Raw genomic sequence first — 24,133 nt, forward strand, 5'->3', positions numbered from 1 at the left:
GCTCTTGCCAGGCCCAAAAACTGTGTCTACCGTACACAGCAAGAAACAGTTTCCGATGGACACAGTTCTAGGAAAGTGGGAAGCATGGGCAGGAAAGTCCTGATCTCGGGTGCGAGCATCGCCGGTCCCGCGCTCGCGTACTGGCTCGGCCGCTACGGCTTCGAGGTCACCGTCGTCGAGGTCGCCCCCGCCCTCCGTGAGGGCGGCCAGGCCGTCGACTTCCGCGGTGACACACACCTCACGGTGCTGGAGCGCATGGGCGTACTCGACGAGCTGCGCCGGATCCGGACCGGAGGCAGCCCGATGCTCTTCGTCGACGAGCGGGGGAAGCGGCAGCTGCTCCTGCCCGGCGACTTCGCCGGCGGCGACCTCGAAGTCCTGCGCGGTGACCTCGCCCGCGTGCTCCACCGGCACAGCCTCCCGTACGCCGAGTACGTCTTCGGGGACACGATCACCGCGCTCGACGAGACCGGCGCCGGCGTACGGGTCGCCTTCCGGCACGGCGCGCCCCGCGAGTTCGACCTCGTCATCGGTGCCGACGGGCTCCACTCGAACGTTCGCCGCCTCGCCTTCGGGCCCGAGGAGAAGTACGTCAGCCACCTCGGCCACTACGCCGCCTGCTGGAGCCTGCCCAACTACCTCGGAGTCGGCTTCGGCGAAGGCTCCGTCGGCTACAACGCACCCGGCCGCCTCGCGTCCGTCGGCACCGACAACCGCGACCCCGAACGGGCCGGCGCCTTCTTCGTGTTCGCCTCCGACGAGCTGACGTACGACCGCAACGACCACGAGCAGCAGAAGGCGCTGATCGCGGACGCCTTCGCCGGACTCGGCTGGGATGTGCCGCTACTCCTCGCATCCCTGAAGGACGCCCCGGACCTCTACTTCGACTCGATCAGCCGGGCCGATGTCCCGGCCTGGTCCACGGGCCGCATCGCCCTGGTCGGCGACGCCGCCTGCGGCGCCACCATCGGCGGCATGGGTTCGGGGACGGGCATCGTGGCCGCCTACGTACTCGCCGGAGAGCTCGCCCGCGCGGGCGGCGACCACAACGGTGACCACAGCGGCGACCACACCACCGCCTTCGCCCGGTACGAGAGCCTCATGCGCGGCTACGCGGAGGGCTGCCAGAAGGGCGGCGACCGCACGGGCCCGTTCCTCGCCCCCGGCAGCACGACCGCTCTGCGGCTGCGCAACTGGATGCTGAGCCGCCGCTTCTTCCTCGACTGGATGCTCAGGGAGGGCAAGAAGGTCACCAGTGTGATCGACCTGCCGGACTACGCGCCGGAGCTGAGCGGCCGCCGGACGGCGGAAGGTGGCATCGCCAGGCACCGGTGACAGCGAGGCCGCCGACGGCGAGGATGCGGACCATGCGCGTGGTGACGTGGAACGTGTGGTGGCGGTTCGGCCCGTGGGAAGCACGCAGCAAGGCGATCCTGGCCGTGCTGCGCGAGCTGCGGCCCGATGTCGTCGGCCTGCAGGAAGTGTGGGCGGACGACGGGGAGAACCTGGCTCGGTGGCTCGCGGACGAGCTGGGCCTGCACTGGACCTGGGCGGCCTCGCCCGCCCCGCAGCGGTGGCGGCGGCGGATCGGGGACGCGACGGTCGACATCGGCAACGCCGTGCTCAGCCGGTGGCCCGTCGTCGACCAGGACGTGGTGCGGCTGCCGGCGCCCGAGGACATCGACGACGGACGGCTGGGGCTGTACGCGCGTTTGGACGCCCCGCACCACCAGGTGCCGTTCTTCACCGCCCACCTGACCTCCCTGGCCCACGCGTCGGCCGTGCGCTGCCGGCAGGTCGAGACCCTCGCCCGCTTCGTCGCCGACCACGCGCAAGGGACCGCGTTCCCTCCCGTGGTCACCGGCGACTTCAACGCCTTCCCGGACTCCGACGAGATCCGGCTCCTCGGCGGCTACAGGACCGCACCCGCCGTACCCGGCCTCGTGCTCTTCGACGCCTGGGAGTACGCGGAGCCCGGGACGACGCCTCCGCCCACCTGGGATGCGGCCAACCCCTATGTCGCCGCCGGGTTCGGGCCGAGCGCCCGCGTCGACCACATCCACATCGGGCCGCCGGGCCCAGGCGGAATCGGCCACGTCCGCTCCGTCCGCCGCGCGGGCGACGGGCCCGTCGACGGGATCTGGCCCTCCGACCACGCCGCGGTCGTCGCGGACCTCGTACTGCCGGAGGCCCCGGACCCGGCGCGCACACCGCACATGTGACGCAGCTCGCCCCCGCCGGACCGATCACTTCGGCGCGCCCCGTCGGTCATATCCGCAACAGCACCGCAGACGCCCGGTGTTGCCACCCGCGACCGACACGCACGGACGACAGGAGACCGCCGCCATGACCACGCAGAACACCCGCACCGTGAAGGGCCACGCCAGCTACTTCCCCTCGATCGAGAAGAAGTACGGCCGCCCGGTGGCGGAATGGCAGGAACTCATCCGCTCGTCTCCGCTGACCAAGCACATGGAGCTCGTCTCCTGGCTCAAGACCGAACACGGCCTGGGCCACGGCCACGCCAACGCCCTCGTCGCGCACACCCTCGCCGAGAGCGGCGGGAAGTAGCCGTCGGGAAGCAGCCGATGCGAAGTAGCAAGCCGATGCGAAATAGCCGACATGAAGCAGCCGACGTCAAGCAGTCGGCGGGACCGGGCAGTCCGGGACGGAGCGCCCCACCGGGGGCGACGGCGAGCGCTCCTGCGGATGCCCGAACTGCGACGTGGGGCCCCCGCCCCGGCGGAAGCCCCACGTCCACTCACTTCACTCACCCCTGCCGGATCAGAAGCGGCCGCCCATCCCCGGAATCCCCGGAGGCGTGGGGACCGGCAGCTTGAGGGTGCTGCGACCAGGGGCGGGTGGGGCCGCCTGGCAGGTCACGTCCTTCGACGGGAGCTTGCCGGTGGTCAGATACGCCGTCGCCGGCTTGTCGGCGCACGACTTGGTGCCGTAGATGCCGTGGCCCTCACCGCCGGCGACGGTGACCATCCGCGAGCCCTTCATCGCCCGGTGCAGGCCGACTCCGCTGATGTGCGGGGTCTGGGAGTCCCACTCGTTCTGCAGGATGAGCGCCCCGACCTTGTTGTCGACCGTGGTCGCGGGCTCGCTGCCGCTCTTCTTCCAGAACGCGCACGGCATGATGTTGGACGTGAAGTCACCGAACAGCGGGTACTTCGCCTTGTCCCGGATCGCGTCGCGGCGGTACTGCTCCGGGTCGCGCGGCCAGGTGCGGGTGTCGGCGCAGGCGACGGCCCAGAAGGCGGCGTCGCTGTTGTCCGAGGGCACGGCACGGGCGAAGGCCGGCGGGGCCGGGCGCTGGGACGGCCCGGGGGTGCGGGTGAGGGCCGAGGGCTTGCGCGCGGCGGCCTTCCTCAGCTCGACGATCCGCTCGGCGCCTTCGCGGACGCTGAAGAACATGGCGCGCTCGGACCGGATGTCGTCCCCGGTGAGGGACGTCTCGTCGAGCTCGATGGGCTTGCGGTCGGCCTGGGCCACGAGATCCCAGAAGGTCTTGCGGACCGCTTCCGGAGTGCTGCCCAGCTTGTACGTCGCATGCCGCTGGGCGGTCCACTCGGACCACCGTACGAACGCGGGCTCGGCGCCCTCGGCCCACACCTGGATCATTCCGCGCCAGACCCGCTGCGGGTCTACGGCGCTGTCCAGCACGAAACGGTCGGCGCGCTGGGGGAACATCTGGGTGTAGACGGCCCCGAGATAGGTGCCGTAGGAGTAGCCGAGGTAGGAGATCTTCTTCTCGCCCAGCGCGGCCCGGATCACGTCCATGTCGCGGACCGTGTTGCGGGTGGTGATGTGGCTCAGCTTGTCGCCGTTCTTGGCGGCGCACTTCTCGGCGACCGTACGGGCCCGCTTCACGTCCTTGGCGAACGTCGCCGCCTTGTACGGGCCGGCCCCGTTCCGCTCGTCGTCGCTCAGACCGCAGCTGACGGGTGAACTCTGGCCGACACCGCGCGGATCGAAGCCGATGAGGTCGTACGCCTTCTTCACGGACGCGGGCAGCTCGTTCGCGATCATCAGCGGCATGCTGAGACCTTCGCCGCCCGGTCCGCCCGGGTTGAGCACCAGCACTCCTCGGCGCTCCGTGGCGCTGCTCGCCCGCATCCGCGATATCGCGACGTCGATCTTCTTGCCGCCGGGGCGATCGTAGTCGAGCGGCACCTTGATTGTGGCGCACTGGTAGCCCGCTGGTGATTCGCTGTCGCAGCGGTGCCACCGGGGCTTCTGGTCGAGGTACTGCTGGAGGGGGTTCGGCGCTTTCAGGGAGTTCGACGCGTTCGGGGGGTTCGGCGCGGCGGAAGCCGTCGTAGGAGCGAGGACCGGCACCAGGGTGGCGATCGCGCCCACTGCCAGGACAGGGGCTATTCGTCTGCTTCGCACGGGGGGAAGGCCCTTTCGGATCAGTGCGTTCGGACGCACCAACCCTTTCGTGCGGGGCAGTTGGGGCGAATCCCTCGAAGGGCCCGGGATTCGTCAGACCTTGGGGGGACGGGCCGGGGCCGCAGTTGGTCCCGGAGGAGGACAGCCGCGAGCGGCTCCGGCCCGTCTTGCTCAGTTGGACCGCGGGACCTTCTCAACACGGCCTAGGGCCAGAGCAACTCCCGCGCCCAGCCGCCGCCCTGGCCCTCGCCCTCGCGCCGGTAGCGCAGCCGCACGTGCCGCCTGCGTGCGTCGCCCTGGAAGAACTCGACCTCGTACGGGTCGAGGACGTACACCGTCCACGTCTTCGCCGTCGCGTCCGGCTCGACGGTCGCTCGCTCCCAGGCCGCCTCGCTCGCCCGCACCAACTCCTCGTACGAGTCGAGCACTTCGCTCTGCCGGCCGACCAGTGCTGAGGCCAGCGCGCCCGTCGATCGCGCGTGCAGATCGGTGTATGCCTCCTCCGGAGTGCCCGGCACCACCCGTCCGCGCACCCGGACCTGGCGGCCCTGCGCGGACCAGTAGAAGCCGAGCGCGGCTTCGGGGTGGGCTGCGAGTTGGCGGCCCTTGGCGCTGGTGGCGTGCGAGGCGAAGTGCCAGCCGCGGTCGTCCGCGTCGTGCAGCATCAGCGTCCGGACGTCGGGGCGGCCCTCCTCGTCGACGGTGGCGAGGGTCATCGTGTGCGGCTCGGGCTGGCCGGCCGCCGCGGCCTCGGCGAACCACCGGCGGAAGAGCGGCAACGGCTCGGCGGGGGCGCTGTCGGGCGAGAAGGAGGGCAGCTCGGTGTCCCAGACCCGCAGGGACCTGAGCAGCTCGTGGAACTCGTCGGCGTCGTCGGGCGCGTGTGTCATGCGCTGATCCTCACACCTGGCCCAGTTCCGCCGACAGCCACTTCTCCGGACGCATGTGGATCACCACCTGCTCGCCGTGGGCCTTCTCGGCGAACTCGAGGTAGCCGTCGACCTTGTCCGCCGGGAGGTAGCGGGCCGAGATCTCCCGGAGCAGTTCGCGGGTCCCGGGAGCCGTCCGGGTCACCGGGCCCTCGACGGAGACGTACCGGATGGTGGGTTCGAGCCGGTCGACCAGCAGCGAGAAGCGTCCTGCCGCGTTGATCAGCTGGTGCTTCCGGGAGTCGAGGCCGGTCAGGATCCATACCTCGCCGCCCGGCTCGTACTGGTACCAGATCGGCACGGTGAGGGGCCCTCGCCCCGCTCCGCCGTCCACCGCGAACGCCGCGACATGGGGCTGCGCCAGGAACTGCTCACGCTCTTCACGGGTCAGGGCCACGGGAGTCTCCTTCACAGGTCGAGCGAGACCGAGCGCGATCGCGCTCGGTCTCGCACGGCTACGAGATCGTTTCTCCACTGTGCCGCACGGGTGCGCGGCCTTTCGTGCTCCGCCCGGGCGGCGTGTTCGGTTTCGGCCAGGGCCGGCTCCGCCCGGGGCCGTACGCCGGTCCGGACCCGCCCGGGGTTGTACGCCGGGCCGGACCCGCTCGGGGCCGCAGGTCGTCGGGTGCGGTGAAGATCGAGATGTAGGCGCCGAGGTGACGCGTGAACTGCTTCTCGTCCCCGAAGACGGAGGGCCTTGATATCTTATTTGGGAAACGTATATACGCCTCAGGAGGTCAGACATGGCGCGCACAGTCATCGACCTGGACGACGAGGCTCTGGAAGAGGCCGCACGCTTCCTGGGCACGGAGACAAAGAAAGACACCGTCAACGCCGCTCTCCGCGAGATCGTGGACCGGCGGCGGCGGGCCGCCGCAGTCGAGCGCATGCGGCAGATGGTCGAAGACGGTGAGATCGACTTCTCTGTGATCGAGAGGCACTCGGAGCCCAGGAGCGGCGAAGGCCGAGAGCACGCGGCATGACGGAGATCTACCTGGCGGACACCAGCGCACTTGTTCGCTTCTACCGCGGTCAGGCCAGCCCGAGCTGGGGCACTGTCGTCAACGCGGGGCTGCTCGGTCTCTGCGAGCCGGTTCGGCAGGAAGTCCTGCGGGCCGCCGGTGGCAAGCGCGTCTTCTACGAGATGGACGGGCTGCTCAGGGAGACGTTCCCGTACTACTCGATACGGGAGTCTGCGTGGGACGACGCCGCAGAGCTCCAGCGCGAGCTCGCCGATCGAGGTTGGCACCAGTGCGCCGGCCCAGTCGATCTCCTTGTTGCCGTGACTGCCAGGCATCACAAGCTCACGGTTCTCCATCAGGACGGCGACTTCGAAACCATCGCCCGTCTCACGGGGCAGCCGGTCCGCCGCATCGACTGAGCTGCCCCCCCAGGGTGCTGGGCCGCTCAGCGGCTCAGCACCACCGTCCCCGACGAGCAGAACCAACCCCCCGTACCGGACGCCACCGCCAGCTCCGGAACGCTTCCGTCCGCCCGTCGCACCTGATGTCCGCCCGCCTCGCCGCGCAGCTGCCGCACCGCCTCCACCAGCAGGAACAGTCCCCGCATCCCCGGATGGCAGGCGGACAGGCCCCCGCCGTCGGTGTTCACCGGCAGCTCCCCGTCCAGCCGCAGCCGCCCCTTCTCGACGAACGCCCCGCCCTCGCCCTTTGCGCAGAAGCCGAGGTCCTCCAGGGTCACGAGCGTCATGTACGTGAACGCGTCGTAGATCTCGGCGATGTCGATGTCCTGCGGCCGGACCCCCGCCCGCTCGAACGCCAGCCGCCCCGAGACGGCGGCGGGGGAGACCGTGAAGTCCTCCCACTCCGACATCGTGGTGTGCGAGACGTGTTCGCCCGTGCCGAGAATCCACACCGGGGCCTTCGCCGTGTCCGGTACGTACTCCTCGGCCGCCAGCAGCAGCGCACAGCCGCCGTCGCTGCGGATGCAGCAGTGCAGCTTGGTGAACGGGTCGGCGATCATCGGCCCCGCGAGGACGTCGTCCACCGTGACCGGGTCGCGGAACATCGCGTCGGGGTTGTGCGAGGCGTTCGCCCGCGCCTGGACGGCGACCTCGGCGAGCTGCGCCGCCGTCGTGCCGTACTCGTGCATATGGCGGCGGGCGGCCATCGCGTACTTGGCGATCAGGGTGTGCCCGTACGGCGCCTCGAACTGCAGCGGCCCGCGCGCGCCGAAGGAGAGGTTGGAAGTGCGGCGCCCGGCGCGGATGTCGGCGCGGGCCGTCGAGCCGTACACGAGCAGGACGGCGTTGGCATGGCCCGCGGCTATGGCGTCCGCGGCGTGCGCGGCCATGACCTCCCAGGTGGCGCCGCCGACGGCGGTGGAATCCACCCACCGGGGCCTGAGCCCCAGGTATTCGGCCACCTCGACAGGGGCGAACGTGCCGAGGCCGGCCGAGGCGAGGCCGTCGACGACCGAGCGGTCGAGCCCGGAGTCGGCGAGGGCGCGACGGGCGGCCTGGCCGTGCAGGGCGTAGGGAGTGGGGCCGTCGACGCGGCCGCAGTCCGAGAGGGATATGCCGACGATGGCGACCTTGCGAGGGCTGCGCTGAGTGGTGGGCATGAATCTGACGGTACATCAGATATGGGGTCGCGGAGGTACGCTCGTGGCATGGTCCGATCCTCTGCCGCAGACGTCGACGGCTATCTCGCGGAGGTGGCGCAGCCCGACCGGCTGACCGCGCTCGTCCGCATCCGCGAGCTGTGCCGCACCGAGCTCAGGAGCTACGAGGAGGTGATGGCGTACGGCATGCCCGCCTACCGCCGCGTGGGTGGCGAGCCCGAGATCGCCTTCGCCAACCAAAGGCAGTACATCTCCTTCTATCTGATGCGTGCGGACGTCAGGGAGGCGTTCGAAGAGCGGCTCGCCGACCAGGACATGGGCAAGGGGTGCCTGCGCTTCCGCCGGGTCGAGAGGGTCGACTTCGATCTCGTACGGGACCTGTTGAAGGCGACCGAGGGCGCCGGGCCCGGCGACGTCTGCTGACGGCCTCGGTGCGTCCCGGTGGTGGGTCCCGGTGGTGGGCGCCGGGCTCTGGGCATCTGGGGCTCTCCCGCTTAACATGACGGCCCGTCAGATGACGAGGGAGCCATCCATGGACGCCGCCTTCACGCCCGAGCAGACCGAGATCCGCGCCACGCTGCGTGCGGCGTTGTCCCGGGGAGCGCCGCCCGGGCCGCCGGACCGTACCGCGGCCGGCTCCGCCGGCGACGGACCCGGGTACGACCCGGTGCTGTGGGCGCGGCTGTCGGCCGAGCTCGGGCTGCCCGGGCTGGCGGTGCCCGAGGCGTACGGGGGCGTCGGGTGCGGGACCAGCGAGCTGGCGCCGGCGTGCGAAGAGCTCGGGCGGGCGCTCGTGCCGTCGCCGCTGTTCGCGACGGCCGGGCTCGCGGCCCCGTTGATCGGGGCGCTCGGCACGGAAGCGCAGCGTTCGGCCCTCCTCCCGCGACTCGCGGACGGCTCGCTCACCGGAACCCTCGCGGTGCCCGGCGGCAGCCTCGCCACCGCGCTCGCCCTCACCGGTGACAACGCGGACGGTGCGTGGGCCGGGGGTGGCCGGGCCGGCGGTGTGCAGGCGAGGCCCGTCGGCGACGGCGGGTGGCTGCTTTACGGGGAGGCCGCGCAGGTCCTGGACGGACACAGCGCGGGGCTGCTCCTCGTCGCCGCGCACACCGGCGGCTTCGCGCGGGGCCGCACGCTGCTCTTCCTGGTCCGTACGGCGGACGCGGACGGGCTGCGGCGCACCCGCTGGACCGCCCTCGACGAGACCCGGCCGCAGGCCCGTGTCGAACTCCGCGACACCCGCGCGGAGTTGCTCGGCGGCGACGATGGTGACGATGGTGACGGCGATGGCAGCGGTGCCGGTGATGGTGATGGCGTGGCCGTCTCCGCCGCACTCGCCGCCACCGGACGCACCGCCGCCGTGCTGCTCGCCGCCGAAGCCGTCGGCGCGGCCGCCTCCGCCCTGGACCGGACCGTTGCCTACGTCAAGGACCGCGAGCAGTTCGGCCGGCCCATCGGCTCGTTCCAGGCGGTCAAGCACCGTCTCGCCGATCTGTACGTACGCGTCCAGTCGGCCCGTTCCGCGGCGTACTACGCGGCCTGGGGCCCGTCGGAGGGCGGGCTGGCCCTCGCCCAGTGCCTGGAGGCGCTGCGGGTCGTCACCGGCGAGGCGATCCAGTTGCACGGCGGCATCGGCTTCACCTGGGAACACGAAGCGCATCTGTTCTTCAAGCGGGCGGCGTCCGACGAGCTGCTCTTCGGCCCGGTCCACCGGCTGCGGGACCGCGCGGCGGAGGCGGCGGGGCTGTTCGCTCCCGGAGGCCGAGAGGTGGTCGGCGTCTGATGCCACCCGGATTCCGCATGATGCAGAAAGTGTCCTCCACCCGGGTCTTCGCGAAGATCGCCCCGCACTTCATCCCGGCCATGGACCGCGCCGTCCACCGGCTCACCCGTGGAAAGGTGCTGCTCAGCGCACAGATGCTGCCGGGTGTCGTCCTCACCGCCCGGGGAGCGAGATCCGGGCTGCCGCGCCGTACGCCACTGGCCTGTATGCCGGAGGAGCGGACCGGTACGTGGATCCTGATCGGCTCGAACTTCGGCCGGCCCGGCCATCCGGCCTGGACGGGCAATCTGCTGAAGCATCCCGAGGCGGAGGTCAGCTGGAAGGGCGAGGACGTCCCTGTCCGTGCGGAACTTCTCGCCGGCGCGGAGCGGGAGGCGGCCTGGCGGGCGGTACTGGCGTTCTGGCCGCCGTACGCGACGTACCAGGCGCGGGTGGAGCGGGAGATCCGGCTCTTCCGGCTCACGCGCCGCGACAAGGCCTAGGCCGGACAGGCCCCCGGACAGGGCCCAGGGGCCCAGGAAGGTCCGCCGGGCAGGCCCCAGGTGCCCGGGACACGGGAACGCCGACGGACGGTCACCCTCGTGAGCCGTCCGCCGGCGTGACAGGACGTGGCGCGGGCGCGCCCGTGTTCGCGCCCGACCCGTTACTTCACGGGCTTCTTGCCCGTGATGCCCAGATGCACCAACAGCGCCAGGTTCGGCTTCAGTTCGGCCTGTTTGACGCCCCAGGTCTGGAAGCCCTTCTGGTGCGAGGCGACCGACGCCAGCATCGCGACCAGAGAGCCCGCCATCGCCGCCGGGCTCACGTCCTTGTCGACCTTGCCCTTGGACTGGAGCTCCTTCACGGCATCGGTGAGGGAGTTGGTGACCGAGTTCAGGATTTTCATGCGGATCTTGTAGAAGCGCTTGTCGCCCTCGGCCGCGCCGAGGTCCACCACGCGCAGAATCGCGTCGTGCTTGCGCCAGAAGTCGAGGAATCCCTCGACGAGCTGCTCCGCGGTCTGCCAGCCCGCCTTGCCGACCCAGGAGCGGCCGGACACCAGATCGGTCAACCCGGCGCCCTCGGTGGCCATTTCCTCCGCGATCTCGAGGACCGCGCCCTCGACGTCCGGGAAGTACTGGTAGAAGGTCGCGGGCGAAGTCCCCGCCTTCCGGGCCACGTCGATGACCTTGACGTCCCGGTACGGCGAGGAGCTGAGCATCTCGCTGAGGCAGTCGAGCAGCTTCTGCCGCGTCGCCTGGCCGCGTCGACCGGCAACCCGGCCGTCGACGGTGCGTACTTGTCCTGTCATGCCGTCAGCTTACCGAGGGGTGATCGGCGCGCGATTCGGCCGACTGCAAATGGGGTGGGACCCCCGTGTGGGCTAATAGTGTTATCAACAGCCTGTGGATAACTTCGGTGGACAACTCAACGAAAGGCCCTTCTCTGCGTGCAGGGCGCACCGCGTTCCGCTTGACTGTGACAGGCGTCACAGACTGCGCTTCGCATGCTGGGCTTCACGCGCTGTGCTCCATGCGCTGCGCTGAGGAAGGGATCAGGCCATGGCCGCATTCACGGAGGGCATGCCGTGCTGGGTGGACGCCCAGCTGCCCGACCTCGAGGCGGGCAAGCGTTTCTACGCCGAACTCTTCGGCTGGACGTACGGCACGTACGAAGAGGACGCAGCAGAGCGGTACGGCCACTACACCGAGGCCTTCCTCGACGGGAAGCGCGTGGCCGCCCTCGTCCCCAAGCGCGACGGCCGCATGCCCACTACCTGGGGCATCTACTTCGCCACCGACGACGCCGTCAGGACCGCGAGGAAGATCAGGGACGCCGGCGGCCAGGTGATCACGGCCCCGGTGCCGGTGGGCCGCTTCGGCACGATGGCACTCGCCGCGGACCCCGGCGGCGCGGTCTTCGGGCTCTGGCAGAAGGGCGAGCAGTCCGGCTTCGAGGTCCAGGGCAAGCCCGGCTCGTTCTGCTGGACCGAGGTCTATACGAGGGAGAAGGAGCAGGTCGACCGCTTCTACGAGGAGGTCTTCGGCTTCCAGGGCACCCCGCTGCCCGACGACGCCGTCGACTATCTGATGTGGTCGCCCGCCGGGACGGAGGCCGGCGAGGAGACGGCGATCGGCGGTCGAAGCGTGATCACCGATGCGTTCCCGGCCGAGATGCCCGGCCATTTCCTCGTCTATTTCTCCGTCGGGGACTGCGACGCCGCCGTGGAGACGGTGACCCGCCTCGGCGGCCGGGTCACGGCACCGCCCTTCGACATCCCCTACGGACGGATGTCCGTCGTCACCGACAACCAGGGCGCGTCCTTCGCGGTCCTGGCCGAGCCGGGGGCCAGGCCCGGGGCCGAGCAGCGGACCAAGCAGGACACCGAGCAGGACACCGAGCAGCGGACCAAGCAGGACACCGAGCAGCAGACCAAACCGGAGACCGGGCCGAAGACCGGGCCGGAGACCGAACCCGAGACCTGACGCGGGGCCGGGACCGAGGGCCAGGGGCCCACCGGACCGACCCCAAAATGAGCCGAGACACCCCGGAACGCCCCCGGGTTCGCAACCGTCGCCTTCGGCAGGAACAATCAGGGGCTGACGGGGCCGTACCTACATGGCCCGTACGGGGAGGTGGCAGGCGAAGTGGAGCAGCTGACGCAGCATGACCCGAGGCGGATCGGCCCCTTCGAAGTGCTGGGACGGCTCGGCGCCGGCGGCATGGGGCTGGTCTATCTCGCACGGTCGGCGTCGGGCCGGCGTGTGGCTATCAAGACGGTGCGCACCGAGCTCGCCGAGGACCAGCTGTTCCGCGTCCGTTTCACGCGCGAGGTGGAGGCCGCCCGGGCGGTCTCCGGTTTCTACACCGCGGCCGTCGTGGACGCCGATCCCCGTGCCGCCGTGCCGTGGCTCGCCACCGCCTACGTTCCCGCCCCCTCCCTCGAAGAAATAGTGAATGAGTGCGGGCCCATGCCGGCCCAGGCGGTGCGCTGGCTCGCGGCCGGTATCGCCGAGGCGCTGCAGTCCATCCACAGCGCGGGCCTCGTCCACCGCGACCTGAAGCCGTCGAACGTCCTCGTCGTCGAGGACGGGCCGCGCGTGATCGACTTCGGCATCGCGTCGGGCGTCTCCAACACCCGTCTGACCATGACGAACGTCGCCGTCGGCACCCCCGCCTACATGTCGCCCGAGCAGGCCCGCGACTCTCGGAGCGTGACCGGCGCGAGTGATGTCTTCTCGCTCGGTTCGACGCTGGTCTTCGCGGCGACCGGGCATGCCCCCTTCCACGGTGCGAACCCCGTCGAGACGGTCTTCATGCTGCTGCGCGAGGGCCCGGACCTGGCGGGGCTGCCCGACGAGCTGCGGCCGCTGATCGAGTCCTGCATGCAGATGGAGGCGGGGCTGCGGCCCTCCCCGGAAGATCTGCAGGCGCAGCTCGCGCCGCATCTGTTCTCGTCCGGCAGTGATGACAGCGGGACGGCGTCGGCGTGGCTGCCGGGCAGGGCCGTGTCGATGATCGAGCAGCGCCGCGGCGGCCGTCCGTCGAGCGGCGGTGGCGCGGGTGCCGGTGCCGGTGCGCGTGCGCCGGAGCCGCCTCCCGTACCGCCCCGGCCCGACCGCGCTCCTGACCGTGCCTCCGACCGCGCCGACTGGGACGCGGCCTGGCGCGGCGGCAACGACCCCCGTACCGGACAGGCCCGCCCGGGACCCGGCCCGGGCCCGCAGCCCGTGCCCGACGGGCCCGTACGGCTGGCCGGAGCCAAGGTCCCGATCGGTCCCGGCCCGCGCGTCGCGGCGGTACGCGGTGCCGTCGGGGTGGACGCCGGCCCTGCCACCGGCTGGGTCCGCCCGCCCGGCGGCGAGGCCGCCACCAGCGCCGTGCCCGCCCCCGCGTCCCAGCCCGTCCCCGCGCCGACGTCGTCCCCGGACGGTGGCCCGGCGCGCTGGCGGCCGTGGCGGTTCCGGATGTCGAACGACGTCTGGGGCACCCCGGTCGTCGACGGGGACCTCCTCTACGTCACCTCCTTCGAGGTCCACGCCCTGGACGTGGGCAGCGGCCGCCGCCAGTTCAAGACCCGCGACGTCGCCTGGGCGATGGCCGTCGCGGGCGGCCGTATCCACGGCTCCGACGGGCCCACGCTCTACGCGCTGGACGCGGCGGACGGCAGCGAGCGGTGGCGGCTGCAGTCCGACGCCTGGGTGTACTCCCTCAAGGCCGGCCGTGGCACGGTCGTCACCGGCACCCGGGGCGGCGGCGTCCAGGGCCGGGAGGCCTCCAGCGGCGAGAAGCTGTGGGAGCTCACCGGAGCGCAGACCGACTTCGAGACCCCCGAGGCCGGCCCCGCGCTGTTCGATGACACCGTGTACGTATGGCGCAACGCCCGGCTCCAGGCCCTCGACGCCCGGACCGGCTCGGAGCGCTGGTCGTATCCCGTCGGCGACGCCGCGTCCTGCGGCGGTGTGCCCGTCCGGGTGACGCAGGCGCCCGACGGCTGTACGTACGTCGCGGCCGGCACCCGCGTCCTGTGCGTGGACACCGCGAGCGGCCATGTGCGCTGGCACTTCGAGGCGCCCGCGGTCTTCCTCTCCCCGCCGGCCTACGTGCCCGGACCCGCCGTGACCGGCGGCGGGGTCTATCTCGCGGACTATCTCGGCACGGTGTACGCGATCGACGCCACGACCGGCAAGGACCGCTGGCGCATCGCCACCGAGTCCCGCCAGTCGATCGAGCCGGTCCTCGTCGCCGACGGCAACGTCCATGTCGGCAGCGGCAGCGCGCTCTACACGCTGGACGCGGTCACCGGCACGCCCAAGTGGCGGTTCGCCGCGGGTGGCGAGGTCATCGGCGCGCCCGTCGTCGCCGACGGCCGGGTGCACTTCGGCTCCGCCGACCATGTGCTGTACACGCTGGACGCGAGCGGCGGGCAGCTCCGCTGGAAGCTCGCGACCGGCGGCGAGATCACCGGCTCCCCGGTCGCGCGGGGCGGCGTCGTGTACGCCTGCTCCAAGGACCGCTGTGTGTACGCGCTCGACGCGGTCAAGGGCACGGCGACGGGGCGGGGCTCGAAATGAGCCCGTCCGGGGGTCCTCCCAGGCGAGGTTCTGGGGGAGATTGAGGAGGCGGCCGAAGGCCGTACGGGGTCTGGGGGCTCGCTCCCACGCGGCGGAGCAGGACATCGACACAGCCGGGAAAGACGGGGCGGGACGGGGCGGGAAAGGCTCGCCGCAGCCGTCCTACGGCTGCCGCCCCTCGTCGCGGAACGGATCCTGGCCGGGGCCTGCTCCGTACGGGTCGGGACGCGGGCGGCGCGGGGCCGAAGGGTCGGTCGGGTACGTCGGCAGGGGCCGGGTGTCATCGCGCGCCGGCGCCCGGCTGTAGTACGGCGCCTCGTCGGCCGGCGGGGGATACAAGGGCTCGGGCTCCTCGATCCGTTCCACCCTCGGGGCGCGTCCGCTCATCACCGCCGCGGCCAGCAGCAGGAGGAAGCCGCCGCCGAACGCGGCCGCGACACCGTCACCGAGACCGGGGCCGGCACCGCCGACCGTGATGCTGCCGGCGGCCTGCCCCTGGCGCACCGTCCACAGGACGGCGAAGCCGAGGACGATCAGCCCGGCCAGCGCCACCAGCATCCGCGACCGCAGCACCACCCCGACCAGGGTCACCAGTGCGGCGAATGCGAACGGCAGCAGGATCGACGCCGTGACCGATCCGGCCGCCGCGTCGGTGATCCCCCCGAACAGATCCTGAATCCGGTAGTCGCTGCCGTGACGGCCGCCGTACCAAGCACGGAAGGGGCTCCAGACGGCGGCCGTCGCTCCGGCGAGAGCGATGACCGAGCCGACGACATTGCGGACCATGGTCGGCCTCCTCTCGGAGCAGACGGTACGCCTGGAGGTCCTGGTTCGCGACTGCCATCTTGTTGCGCGTCCTGGCGCCGGTCCCGGACCGGCGCCAGGTGAACGAAAGGACGAGCCCGCCGCGACCGTCCTTCCCACCGCGCGACGCAGTCACGCACACGGGGCGGGGAGTGCTTGATCGGTTCGGTGGACGTACGGTCCTGAGCGATCACATGGCGCTGTTATGGTGACGTGCGCTCGTCAAGTCGCGGGCGTTCGCTTTCCCACACACTTTCAACGGGGGTTGAAACGTGAAGATTCGTCATGTCCGCGCTGTCGCCGTCTTCGGCATCGCCATCGTCGCCCTCACCGGAGCCCGCGGCTCCCACGGCGGCGGCTGCGACAACGGCTCGTCGCATTCGTCCTCCGGCGGTAGCAGTAGCAGCAGCGGCGGTTCGAGCAGCAGCGGCTCCACCAGCGGCGATTACGATGGCAGTTCGTCGACCGGCTCCACCACGGGTGACTCCAGCAGCAGCTCGGGCTCCAGCTCCGGCTTCACCAGCGGCGGCGGCAAGGGCAAGAAGACCCGCCCCGAGGAGGACGTGAAGCTCGAGTCCTGCGCCTACAACGGGTCGGGCAGCATCGTCGCCCGGGTCAGCGCCACCAACAACGGCGACGAGCGCAACGACTACAAGTTCCAGGTGAAGTTCACCGACCCGAACGGCACGCTGGTGCGCACCAGCAACTCGACGATCCCGTGGGTCAAGCCCGGCGAGACCGACACCCTGGACGTCTCCGCGACCTACTTCGACGGCGACGGTACCGGTTCCAAGTGCGAACTGCTCAACGTCACCCGCGCGCCCAGCTCCTGACGTCCTAGCGCACCCTGTGCCCCTCGCGGCGGGCGGAGAACAGCTCCGCCTGCCGCTGCGGCGGCAGATTGCCGAGGGCGATCAGCTGGGGCGCGTGCGCGAGCGCCTGTGAGCGCGCCGCCTCCTTCGCCGACCAGACCGCCCGTACCGTCCCCTGCACCGCCTCCGTCGGGTACGACGCGATGACCGCCGCGCACCGCACCGCGGCAGCGACCTCTTCGCCGGGCGGCGTCACCTCACTGACCAGCCCGGTCTCGTACGCGCGCCGGGCCGAGACCCGCTCGGCCGTGCCCATCAGCGCCATCCGGGCCACCTCCCCGAACGGCATCCGCATCGCCATGTACACCGACTCGTACGCGCTGACCATGCCGTACGTCGTATGCGGATCGAAGAATTGCGCGTCCTCGGCCGCGATCACGAACTCCGCCTCGCCCAGCAGGTAGAACGCCCCACCGCAGGCAAGCCCCCGCACCGCCGCGATCACCGGTTTCCACAGGTCGTTGGCCTTCGGGCCGATCGCGATCAGCGGATCGTCGATCGAGTACGGCGACGACGGCTGCGGTACCTCCACGGACCGGTCGATGCCCGTGCAGAACGCCTTCCCGCCGGCGCCGGTGACGACGACGGCCCGTACGGTGTCGTCGAAGCGGAACTCCCGCCACGCGGCGGAGAGTTCCGAAGCCGCGGCGAGGTCGACGGCGTTGTGCCTGGCGGGCCGGTCGAGGGTGACGACGGCGACGCCGGTCTCCTTGTCCCGCTCGACGCGGATGCCGGGTGCGCTGGGTGCACTGGGTGCGTCAAGTGCACCAGGTACGTCGGGTGCGCCGGATGTGCGGGGTGCGCTCATGAACGCTCCAGCAGCCAGCGCGGCACGGTCAAGCCGCCGTCCCCGAGCTCGGTGAAGGCCACCTTCACGGCTGCCCCGATACGCAGCCGAGCCGGATCGACCGAGTTCAGCGGCGCGTCGGGCGCGGCCACCACATTCCCGACGAGCCTGATGCGCGGGGCTTCGGCGAGCTCGACGACGACCGCGTTGTACGGGGCCTGCTCGGCGTACGCCGGCAGCAGCGGCGGATGCGGGAGTACGTACGACCAGATCCGGCCGCGTCCGATCATCCGGCGCCACTCGCTGTCGAACGACTGGCAGTGCGGGCAGCAGGGGCGGGGCGGAAACCGCAGTTCGCCGCAGCCGGTGCAGGCCTGTATGCGCAGCTCCTGCCGGGCGGCGTACTCCCAGAAGGGGGCGCCGTCCTCGTCGACAACCGGTGTCAGCATCTCAACTCCTGAGCAGTACGGCCGATGTGGGAACGCCTTCGCCCGCCGTGACGAGACAGGTCGTGGCATCGGGCACCTGCGCGGTGCTCGTGCCACGCAGCTGCTTCACACCCTCGTTGATGAGGTTGAAGCCGTGGACGTAGGCCTCGCTGAGTCCGCCGCCGCCGGTGTTGAGGGGCAGCCGGCCGCCGATCTCCAGCGCTCCCCCTTCGGTGAACGCGGCTCCTTCGCCTCTTCCGCAGAAGCCGTAGCCCTCGAGCGACAGCGGGATGAGCGGGGTGAACGCGTCGTAGATCTGGGCGACGTCGACGTCCTGCGGCCCGAAGTCGGCGGACTTCCACAGCTGCCGGGCGGCCGTCCAGGCGGGGCCGGTGAGCGGGTCGTCGTTCCAGTAGTTGACCATGCCGTGGTGCTGGGCGGGCAGGCCCTGGGCGACGGAGTGCACGTACACGGGCTTGTGGCGCAGGTCCCGGGCCCGCTCGGCGGAGACCAGCACGCAGGCCAGCGCCCCGTCCGTCTCCAGGCAGTTGTCGAAGAGGCAGAGGGGCTCGCTGATCCAGCGGGAGGTCATGTACATCTCGCGGGTCAGCGGCCGCTCGTACATCATGGCGGCAGGGTTCTGGTTGGCGCGGTTCCGGCAGGCCAGGGCGACATTGAAGAGGTGGTCGCGGGTGGCGCCGTACTCGTGCATGTAGCGCCGCGCCAGCATGCCGATCTCGTCGGCGGGGCGCAGCAGTCCGGAGGGCCGGGTCCACTGGCCGGGGGTGGGCAGCTGAACAGCGGTGTTCTTCCAGGGCCTCGGCCCGGAGCCGCGTTTGCGCGACCGCCAGGCGACGCCCACGCTCGCCTGTCCGGTCGCGATGGCGGCGGCGAGATGGGCGAGGGTGGCACAGGAGCCGCCGCCGCCGTACCCCACCTTGCTGAAGAAGGTGACATCGCCCGCACCGATGGCCTTGGCCACCTCGACCTCGTCGGTCTCCTCCATCGTGTACGAGGCGAAGCCGTCGACCTCGGCGGGTGCCAGCCCCGCGTCGTCGAGCGCGGCGAGGATGGCCCGGCAGGCCAGGGTCTTCTCGGATTCGGGGAGTTGTTTCGCGAAGGCGGTCTGTCCTATCCCGGCTATCGCGGTCGCGTCCTTGAGGCTCTTGAGGCTCGCCATGGGGGCGAGGGTACAGCTAATCTGACGGTCAGTCAGCTATTGCGGCGGGACGGACGGCGGGAGGATCAGCAATGCGCGGCGACCTGGAGTGGGGCTCCATCCCGAGGCTGGTGCGGAGTGCCGCGGAACGGTACGGGGAGCGGGAGGCCGTCGTCGAGGGCCGTACGCGCGTCTCGTACGCCGAACTCGGCGAGCGTGTCGAACGCGCGGCCGCGGCCTGCATCGCCGCAGGCGTCGAGCCGGGCGACCGCGTCGCCGTCTGGGCGCCGAACACCCTCGACTGGATCGTCTCCGCACTCGGGGCGGTGTCCGCGGGCGCGGTGCTCGTCCCGCTGAACACCCGCTTCAAGGGCACGGAAGCGGCGTACGTCCTGGAACGCTCCCGCGCCAGCCTGCTCTTCATCACGGGCACGTTCCTGGGGACGTCGTACGTGGCGTCGCTGCGACGCGCGGAGGTGGAGCTTCCGCATCTGCAGCAGGTGGTGGTGCTGGGGGACAGCGCGCCGGAGGACTACCGGACGTGGAAGGACTTCCTGGCGGGCGGCGACACCGTCACCGCCGACGAGGTGCGCTCCCGTGCCGACTCCGTGGCCTCGTCCGCACTCTCCGACATCATCTTCACCTCGGGTACGACGGGCGCTCCCAAGGGCGCGATGATCACACACGCCCAGACCCTGCGCTGCTACGCGATCTGGTCGGACCTGGCGGGCCTCCGGGAGGGCGACCGCTACCTGATCGTGAACCCCTTCTTCCACACCTTCGGCTACAAGGCGGGCATCATCGCGTGCCTCATGCGGGGCGCGACGATGGTGCCGCAGCCGGTGTTCAACGTGGACACGGTGCTCGCGAACATCGCGGCCGAACGCATCTCCGTCCTCCCCGGCCCGCCCACCCTCCACCAGTCCCTCCTGGACCACCCGGCGCGCGACACCCACGATCTCTCCGCGCTCCGGCTCGTCGTCACCGGCGCCGCCGTCGTCCCGCTCCGGCTCGTGGAGCGCCTCCGCAACGAACTTCACATAGCCACGGTCCTCACGGCGTACGGCCTCTCCGAGGCGTCCGGCATCGTCACCATGTGCCGCCGCGGCGACGCCCCCTCGACGATCGCGTCCACCTCGGGCCGCGCCATTCCCGACACGGAGGTCCGCGTCCTGGCCGCCCCCGGCGAACCCGGCGAGGTCCTGGTCCGCGGCCACAACGTCATGCAGGGCTACTTCGAGGACCCGGACGAGACGTCCGAGGTCCTCGACGCGGACGGCTGGCTCCACACGGGCGACGTGGGCGTCCTGGACGCGGCCGGCAATCTCAGGATCACCGACCGGATCAAGGACATGTTCATCGTCGGCGGCTTCAACGCGTACCCGGCGGAGATCGAACAACTCCTCGGCCTGCACCCGGACATCGCGGACGTCGCCGTCATCGGCGTCCCGGACGGCCGCCTCGGCGAGGTCGGCAAGGCGTACGCGGTACGGCGGCCGGACTCGACACTGACGGCGGACGACCTCATTGCCTGGTCGCGCCGGGAGATGGCGAACTACAAGGTGCCGCGGGAGGTGGAGTTCGTGCCGGAACTGCCGCGGAACGCGAGCGGGAAGGTACTGAAGACGGAGCTCAGGGAGCGGTGCGCGTCGAGGAGTGCGGCGACCTGACCGCCGCTCCCAGGACGCGAACAGGACGCGAACAGGACGCGAAGGAGCCGGGCTGGATGCCCGGCTCCTTCACGTTGCCGCAACATGCCGCGGCCGCGGCGGCTCCCCCTCCGCGCCGCCGCGGCCGCACCCCGTCGAGTTGAGTCCTAGGGACGCTTGAGCACCGGCGGGACAGGCGAGTGGCTGTCCTGAGTCGTCAGGTCCGTGCCCTGGCCGCCCTTGGCCGGCGGGGCCGGGGAGTGGCTGTCCATCGTGGTGACCGGCGGCGTCGGCGAGTGGCTGTCCTTGGTGGTGACCGGCGGGACCGGCGAGTGGCTGTCCTGAGTCGTCAGGTCCGTGCCCTGGCCGCCCTTGGCCGGCGGGGCCGGGGAGTGGCTGTCCATCGTGGTGATTTCTTCGTTGTTCGCTGCATCGCTCATCGTCGTGCTCCCCAGTGACGGTGTTGAGTGGTGAACGCCCGCTCGGCAACTCCCCCGAGGGCCGCCGAGCGGGCGTTGCGGGGACGCTCACCTTAGCCGTGAGGTCCATGGCGACCGTCTGCCCCCCGACGCGACGGATCGACAAACAGAGGCTGTCAGGTGCTCATAAACGTTCGATGAACGCCCGCTCCGGGGGCGTCATGCCGCCCGGACGGGCGTGAGGAGGCCGCGGACCTCATCCGCTTCAGGGCCGCCCGACTCCTCGTAGATTGTGAGCGCTTCGCGCCAGCAGGCGCGCGCACGGTCGACCTGGCCGAGGCTGTGCAGCGACTTCCCCAGCAGAGTCAGCGCGTTGGCCTGCATCCAGTCGCCCCCTATGCAGCCGGTCGCGAGCGCCTGTTCGGCGTGCTGCGCCGCGTTCGCCGAGCGCCGTACCGAGAGGTGCACCTGAGCGATACGGAAGTGTGTGGTTCCTTCCCACAGGCGCTGCCGGGTGTCGTTGAACACCTTGAGTGCCTCGAAGAGTTGCTCCAGTGCCTCCGCCGCACGCCCGGCCTGGGTGAGCACGATGCCGAGTGCGTAGCGCGCGTTGGCGAGCCGGAGCGTGAGTCCCAGCTCGTCGTATATGGCGACGCCCTGACGCGCGAGATCCACCGCATCGGCTGTGCGCCCCATGGAGGCGACGACTCGGGAGAGATTGCACAGTGCGCTGGCCTCTCCGGGCCTGTTGTGGTCGGCGCGGAAGGCCTCGACCGCCTTCAGCAGGAACACCTCCCCCTCGGCGTACTGGTTGGTGCAGTTGGCGACGATTCCCAGCTCGTTGGGGGCGTTGCTGCCGGTCCAGGGGTCGTTCGCCACCCTCTGGAGCTCCGAGGCGCACATGGCCTCCAGACGGGCCTCCTCGAAGCGGCCCACCGAGTTGTGCACCTGGGCGAGGGTGACCCGGGCGCGGGCTTCTGCGTGTGCGTCGCCGGCCGTGGCGGCGGCGTCCCGCGCCGCAGTCGCCGCGGCTTCGTAGCGGAGGGAGCTCGCGCCGGACTCCGCCAGATCCTTGGCACTCAGCAGGAGGTCCACCGCCCGCCGCAGGGTGTCGGGTCCGAGGGACTGAGGGACGCAGGCCAGGATGCCCCCGGCTTCCGCGTGCAGCCAGTCGAGGGCTTCCGCGCCGTCGTCGAACGTCAGGCCCGGCCAACGGGTGAGCTCCAGGTGCTCGACCGTCCGGTCTCCCGGCCGCTCCAGCGCGAAGACCCCCGCCGCCGTCGCCAGATAGAAGTCCAGCAGCCGCGACAGGGCGGCCTCCCGCTCGTCGGGCCTTTCGGCCCCTTGGGGCGGCTGCCCGTCCCTCCCCTGGCCTTCGGCATGGGTGACCCCAGCGCACGCACGCGCGTAGAGCCGCACCAGGTCGTGGTACCGGTAGCGCCCCGGCGCCGCCGACTCCAGGAGGGACGTGTCGACGAGGGCCTCCAGCAGGTCCTCGGTGTCCTGCGGCGACAGGCCGAGGACCGCGGCGGCCGCGGCCAGGGAGATGTCCGGGCCGTCGGCGAGGCCGAGGAGGCGGAAGGCGCGCGCCTGGGCGGGTTCCAGCTGGCCGTAGCCGAGTTCGAAGGTGGCCTTGACGGCGAGGTCGCCGGCCTGGAGCTCGTCGAGTCTGCGGCGTTCGTCGGCGAGCTTCGCCGCCAGTACGGAGACGGTCCAGGTGCGGCGGGCAGCGAGCCGGGAGGCCGCGATACGGATGGCGAGCGGGAGGAAGCCGCAGGCGGCGACGACGTCGAGGGCGGCCTCACGCTCGGCCGAGACGCGCTCCGCGCCCACGATCCGGGTGAAGAGCTGGAGCGCCTCCTCCGGGGACATGACGTCGAGGTCCACGAGGTGCGCGCCGGCCAGGTCGACCATGCGGACGCGGCTGGTGATCAGGGCGGCGCAGCCGGCCGTGCCGGGCAGCAGGGGCCTGATCTGCGCGGCGTCCCGGGCGTTGTCCAGCAGGACGAGCACGCGGCGGCCGTCGAGCAGCGAGCGGAACAGCGCCGCCCGCTCGTCGAGCGAGTCCGGAATCGCGGAGTCCGCGGTGCCCAGGGCCCGCAGGAACGCGCCCAGTACCGTCTCCGGTTCGGCGGCCCGCGCCCCCGCGCCCTGCAGGTCGACGTAGAGCTGCCCGTCCGGGAAGTGCGGCCTGGCCTCGTGGGCGACATGCACGGCGAGGGTCGTCTTGCCGACGCCGCCGATGCCGGCGAGCGCGGAGACGGCCATGACGGACCCTTCGGCGGCGGCCAGCCGCGCGCCGAGTTCCCGTACGAACGCGGCGCGTCCGGTGAAGTCGGGGACCGTGGCCGGGAGCTGGGCGGGCCGGGCGGTCTGCGGCGTGCTCGGCGCGGGCTCCTCGACCGGACGGGCCAGTTCCGCGTCGGCCTGGAGGATGCGCTGCTGGAGCCGGGACAGTTCGGGGCGCGGGTCGACGCCGAGCTCGTCGGCGAGCAGCCGGCGCGTGTCGGCGTAGACGGCGAGCGCCTCCGCCTGGCGCCCGCTGCGGTAGAGGGCGAGCATCAGCAGTTCGCGCAGCCGCTCCCGCAGCGGGTGCGCGGCGGTGAGCGCCGTGAGCTCGGAGACCGCTTCGGCGTGGCAGCCGACGTCGAGGTCCATCTCCAGGCGGGTCTCCAGGAGCTGGAGGCGCCACTCCTCCAGGCGGGCCCGCTGGGTCTCGGCGTACAGGCCGGGGACGGACGCGAGCGGCTCGCCGTCCCACAGTCCGAGCGACTTGTTGATCAGTACCCGCGCCTGGCAGCGGTCGCCGCCCGCACGCGCCTTCTCCGCCTCGGCGACGAGTTCCTGCGCGACATGCAGATCGAGCGCGTCGGAGGGGGTGCGGATCGCGTATCCGCCGGATTCACTGACGAGGACGCCCGGGTCCAGCACCTTGCGCAGCCGTGAGGCGTAAGTCCGTACCGCCGCGAGGGCCTGCGAAGGCGGCTCCTCGCCCCAGATCGCGTCGATCAGCTCGCCGGCCGTGGCGGTACGGCCCTCGCGCAGCAGCAGGGCGGCCAGCAGGGCGCGCTGCTGCGGCGAACCGGACGGCAGGGCTTCGCCGTCCCGCCAGGCGCGCACGGGTCCGAGCACGCTGAAGCGCAGGTCGCTGCCGCCGCGCGGCCGTTGCGGAGTGCGTTGCTCCGGAACGCGTGCCTGAGCGGAGGGCCCGTCCTCACGGTCCATAGCTTCCCCCTGCATGCTGCCCGTAGCGCTGGTATCGCCGGTG

23 protein-coding genes are annotated in these 24,133 nt (G+C 71.5%); 12 read left to right on the forward strand and 11 right to left on the reverse strand.

The window, feature by feature from the left end; translation table 11 throughout:
• The first annotated feature begins 84 nt into the window (after positions 1-84).
• The 3 genes from ACZ6ZQ_RS04525 to ACZ6ZQ_RS04535 all read left to right on the forward strand — a co-directional run bounded on the left by ACZ6ZQ_RS04525 (position 85) and on the right by ACZ6ZQ_RS04535 (position 2,571).
• Positions 85-1,335, forward strand: coding sequence for an FAD-dependent monooxygenase (locus tag ACZ6ZQ_RS04525; protein ID WP_469767060.1), 1,251 nt, complete (start codon positions 85-87; stop codon positions 1,333-1,335).
• A gap of 32 nt (positions 1,336-1,367) precedes the next feature.
• Positions 1,368-2,222, forward strand: a complete 855-nt coding sequence (locus ACZ6ZQ_RS04530; protein WP_469767061.1) for an endonuclease/exonuclease/phosphatase family protein — start codon at positions 1,368-1,370, stop codon at positions 2,220-2,222.
• A 124-nt stretch (positions 2,223-2,346) separates the two neighbouring features.
• Positions 2,347-2,571 (forward strand): DUF4287 domain-containing protein, encoded by a 225-nt coding sequence (locus ACZ6ZQ_RS04535; protein ID WP_469767062.1) that lies wholly within the window; start codon positions 2,347-2,349, stop codon positions 2,569-2,571.
• Positions 2,572-2,784: 213 nt separating this feature from the next.
• Here the strand turns inward: ACZ6ZQ_RS04535 and ACZ6ZQ_RS04540 are convergent, their stop codons facing one another.
• From ACZ6ZQ_RS04540 to ACZ6ZQ_RS04550, 3 genes are all read right to left on the reverse strand, one after another.
• Positions 2,785-4,398 carry an alpha/beta hydrolase gene (locus ACZ6ZQ_RS04540; protein WP_469767063.1) on the reverse strand — a complete coding sequence of 538 codons (1,614 nt, stop codon included), beginning with the start codon at positions 4,396-4,398 and terminating at the stop codon, positions 2,785-2,787.
• Between the two features lie 203 nt (positions 4,399-4,601).
• The gene (locus tag ACZ6ZQ_RS04545; RefSeq protein ID WP_469767064.1) at positions 4,602-5,288 is read right to left on the reverse strand and encodes a pyridoxine/pyridoxamine 5'-phosphate oxidase; all 687 of its coding nucleotides are present in this window, start codon (positions 5,286-5,288) and stop codon (positions 4,602-4,604) included.
• Between the two features lie 10 nt (positions 5,289-5,298).
• Complete coding sequence (locus ACZ6ZQ_RS04550) at positions 5,299-5,724, reverse strand: pyridoxamine 5'-phosphate oxidase family protein (RefSeq protein ID WP_469767065.1); 426 nt, start codon at positions 5,722-5,724, stop codon at positions 5,299-5,301.
• 346 nt (positions 5,725-6,070) lie between these two features.
• On the opposite strand from ACZ6ZQ_RS04550, the gene ACZ6ZQ_RS04555 reads away from it, so the two are divergent.
• On the forward strand, positions 6,071-6,310 hold the full coding sequence (locus ACZ6ZQ_RS04555) for a type II toxin-antitoxin system VapB family antitoxin (protein WP_469767066.1): 240 nt from the start codon (positions 6,071-6,073) through the stop codon (positions 6,308-6,310).
• Positions 6,307-6,708 (forward strand): PIN domain-containing protein, encoded by a 402-nt coding sequence (locus ACZ6ZQ_RS04560; RefSeq protein ID WP_469767067.1) that lies wholly within the window; start codon positions 6,307-6,309, stop codon positions 6,706-6,708. Before ACZ6ZQ_RS04555 ends, ACZ6ZQ_RS04560 begins: the two co-directional genes overlap by 4 nt.
• Before the next feature lie 26 nt (positions 6,709-6,734).
• Here ACZ6ZQ_RS04560 and ACZ6ZQ_RS04565 read toward each other — a convergent pair whose 3' ends face one another.
• Positions 6,735-7,910: a thiolase C-terminal domain-containing protein gene (locus tag ACZ6ZQ_RS04565; protein WP_469767068.1), complete on the reverse strand. Its 1,176-nt coding sequence runs from the start codon at positions 7,908-7,910 to the stop codon at positions 6,735-6,737.
• Between the two features lie 48 nt (positions 7,911-7,958).
• On the opposite strand from ACZ6ZQ_RS04565, the gene ACZ6ZQ_RS04570 reads away from it, so the two are divergent.
• The 3 genes from ACZ6ZQ_RS04570 to ACZ6ZQ_RS04580 all read left to right on the forward strand — a co-directional run bounded on the left by ACZ6ZQ_RS04570 (position 7,959) and on the right by ACZ6ZQ_RS04580 (position 10,175).
• The gene (locus ACZ6ZQ_RS04570) at positions 7,959-8,333 is read left to right on the forward strand and encodes an iron chaperone (RefSeq protein ID WP_469767069.1); all 375 of its coding nucleotides are present in this window, start codon (positions 7,959-7,961) and stop codon (positions 8,331-8,333) included.
• A gap of 109 nt (positions 8,334-8,442) precedes the next feature.
• Complete coding sequence (locus ACZ6ZQ_RS04575) at positions 8,443-9,693, forward strand: acyl-CoA dehydrogenase family protein (protein WP_469767070.1); 1,251 nt, start codon at positions 8,443-8,445, stop codon at positions 9,691-9,693.
• The gene (locus ACZ6ZQ_RS04580; RefSeq protein WP_453664244.1) at positions 9,693-10,175 is read left to right on the forward strand and encodes a nitroreductase family deazaflavin-dependent oxidoreductase; all 483 of its coding nucleotides are present in this window, start codon (positions 9,693-9,695) and stop codon (positions 10,173-10,175) included. Before ACZ6ZQ_RS04575 ends, ACZ6ZQ_RS04580 begins: the two co-directional genes overlap by 1 nt.
• A gap of 161 nt (positions 10,176-10,336) precedes the next feature.
• Here the strand turns inward: ACZ6ZQ_RS04580 and ACZ6ZQ_RS04585 are convergent, their stop codons facing one another.
• Entirely contained in the window at positions 10,337-10,984 is a 648-nt protein-coding gene (locus ACZ6ZQ_RS04585) for a TetR family transcriptional regulator (protein WP_453664246.1), read from the reverse strand.
• 250 nt (positions 10,985-11,234) lie between these two features.
• Here ACZ6ZQ_RS04585 and kbpA point away from each other — a divergent pair, with 250 nt between their 5' ends.
• Together kbpA and afsK are read left to right on the forward strand one after the other, a co-directional pair.
• Positions 11,235-12,158, forward strand: coding sequence for an AfsK-binding protein KbpA (gene kbpA, locus ACZ6ZQ_RS04590; protein ID WP_469767071.1), 924 nt, complete (start codon positions 11,235-11,237; stop codon positions 12,156-12,158).
• A gap of 162 nt (positions 12,159-12,320) precedes the next feature.
• Positions 12,321-14,747 carry a protein serine/threonine kinase AfsK gene (afsK, locus tag ACZ6ZQ_RS04595; protein WP_469767072.1) on the forward strand — a complete coding sequence of 809 codons (2,427 nt, stop codon included), beginning with the start codon at positions 12,321-12,323 and terminating at the stop codon, positions 14,745-14,747.
• A gap of 162 nt (positions 14,748-14,909) precedes the next feature.
• Here the strand turns inward: afsK and ACZ6ZQ_RS04600 are convergent, their stop codons facing one another.
• Positions 14,910-15,533, reverse strand: a complete 624-nt coding sequence (locus ACZ6ZQ_RS04600; protein WP_469767073.1) for a hypothetical protein — start codon at positions 15,531-15,533, stop codon at positions 14,910-14,912.
• A gap of 290 nt (positions 15,534-15,823) precedes the next feature.
• On the opposite strand from ACZ6ZQ_RS04600, the gene ACZ6ZQ_RS04605 reads away from it, so the two are divergent.
• A complete protein-coding gene (locus tag ACZ6ZQ_RS04605) occupies positions 15,824-16,384 on the forward strand; it encodes a hypothetical protein (protein ID WP_469767074.1) in 561 nt (186 codons plus the stop codon).
• Positions 16,385-16,388: 4 nt separating this feature from the next.
• Here the strand turns inward: ACZ6ZQ_RS04605 and ACZ6ZQ_RS04610 are convergent, their stop codons facing one another.
• The 3 genes from ACZ6ZQ_RS04610 to ACZ6ZQ_RS04620 are packed head-to-tail and all read right to left on the reverse strand — an operon-like array spanning position 16,389 to position 18,818.
• A complete protein-coding gene (locus ACZ6ZQ_RS04610) occupies positions 16,389-17,231 on the reverse strand; it encodes an enoyl-CoA hydratase/isomerase family protein (RefSeq protein WP_469767075.1) in 843 nt (280 codons plus the stop codon).
• A complete protein-coding gene (locus tag ACZ6ZQ_RS04615; protein ID WP_469767076.1) occupies positions 17,228-17,659 on the reverse strand; it encodes a Zn-ribbon domain-containing OB-fold protein in 432 nt (143 codons plus the stop codon). Before ACZ6ZQ_RS04615 ends, ACZ6ZQ_RS04610 begins: the two co-directional genes overlap by 4 nt.
• Position 17,660: 1 nt before the next feature.
• Positions 17,661-18,818, reverse strand: coding sequence for a lipid-transfer protein (locus tag ACZ6ZQ_RS04620; RefSeq protein WP_469767077.1), 1,158 nt, complete (start codon positions 18,816-18,818; stop codon positions 17,661-17,663).
• 71 nt (positions 18,819-18,889) lie between these two features.
• On the opposite strand from ACZ6ZQ_RS04620, the gene ACZ6ZQ_RS04625 reads away from it, so the two are divergent.
• Positions 18,890-20,467 carry a FadD3 family acyl-CoA ligase gene (locus tag ACZ6ZQ_RS04625; RefSeq protein WP_469767078.1) on the forward strand — a complete coding sequence of 526 codons (1,578 nt, stop codon included), beginning with the start codon at positions 18,890-18,892 and terminating at the stop codon, positions 20,465-20,467.
• Positions 20,468-20,613: 146 nt separating this feature from the next.
• On the opposite strand, the gene ACZ6ZQ_RS04630 is transcribed toward ACZ6ZQ_RS04625, so the two are convergent.
• Positions 20,614-20,886, reverse strand: coding sequence for a hypothetical protein (locus ACZ6ZQ_RS04630; protein WP_469767079.1), 273 nt, complete (start codon positions 20,884-20,886; stop codon positions 20,614-20,616).
• Positions 20,887-21,084: 198 nt separating this feature from the next.
• Entirely contained in the window at positions 21,085-24,090 is a 3,006-nt protein-coding gene (afsR, locus tag ACZ6ZQ_RS04635; RefSeq protein WP_469767080.1) for an SARP-family global regulator AfsR, read from the reverse strand.
• Positions 24,091-24,133: the final 43 nt, after the last annotated feature.

It is taken from the genome of Streptomyces sp. NPDC053673, assembly GCF_055585225.1.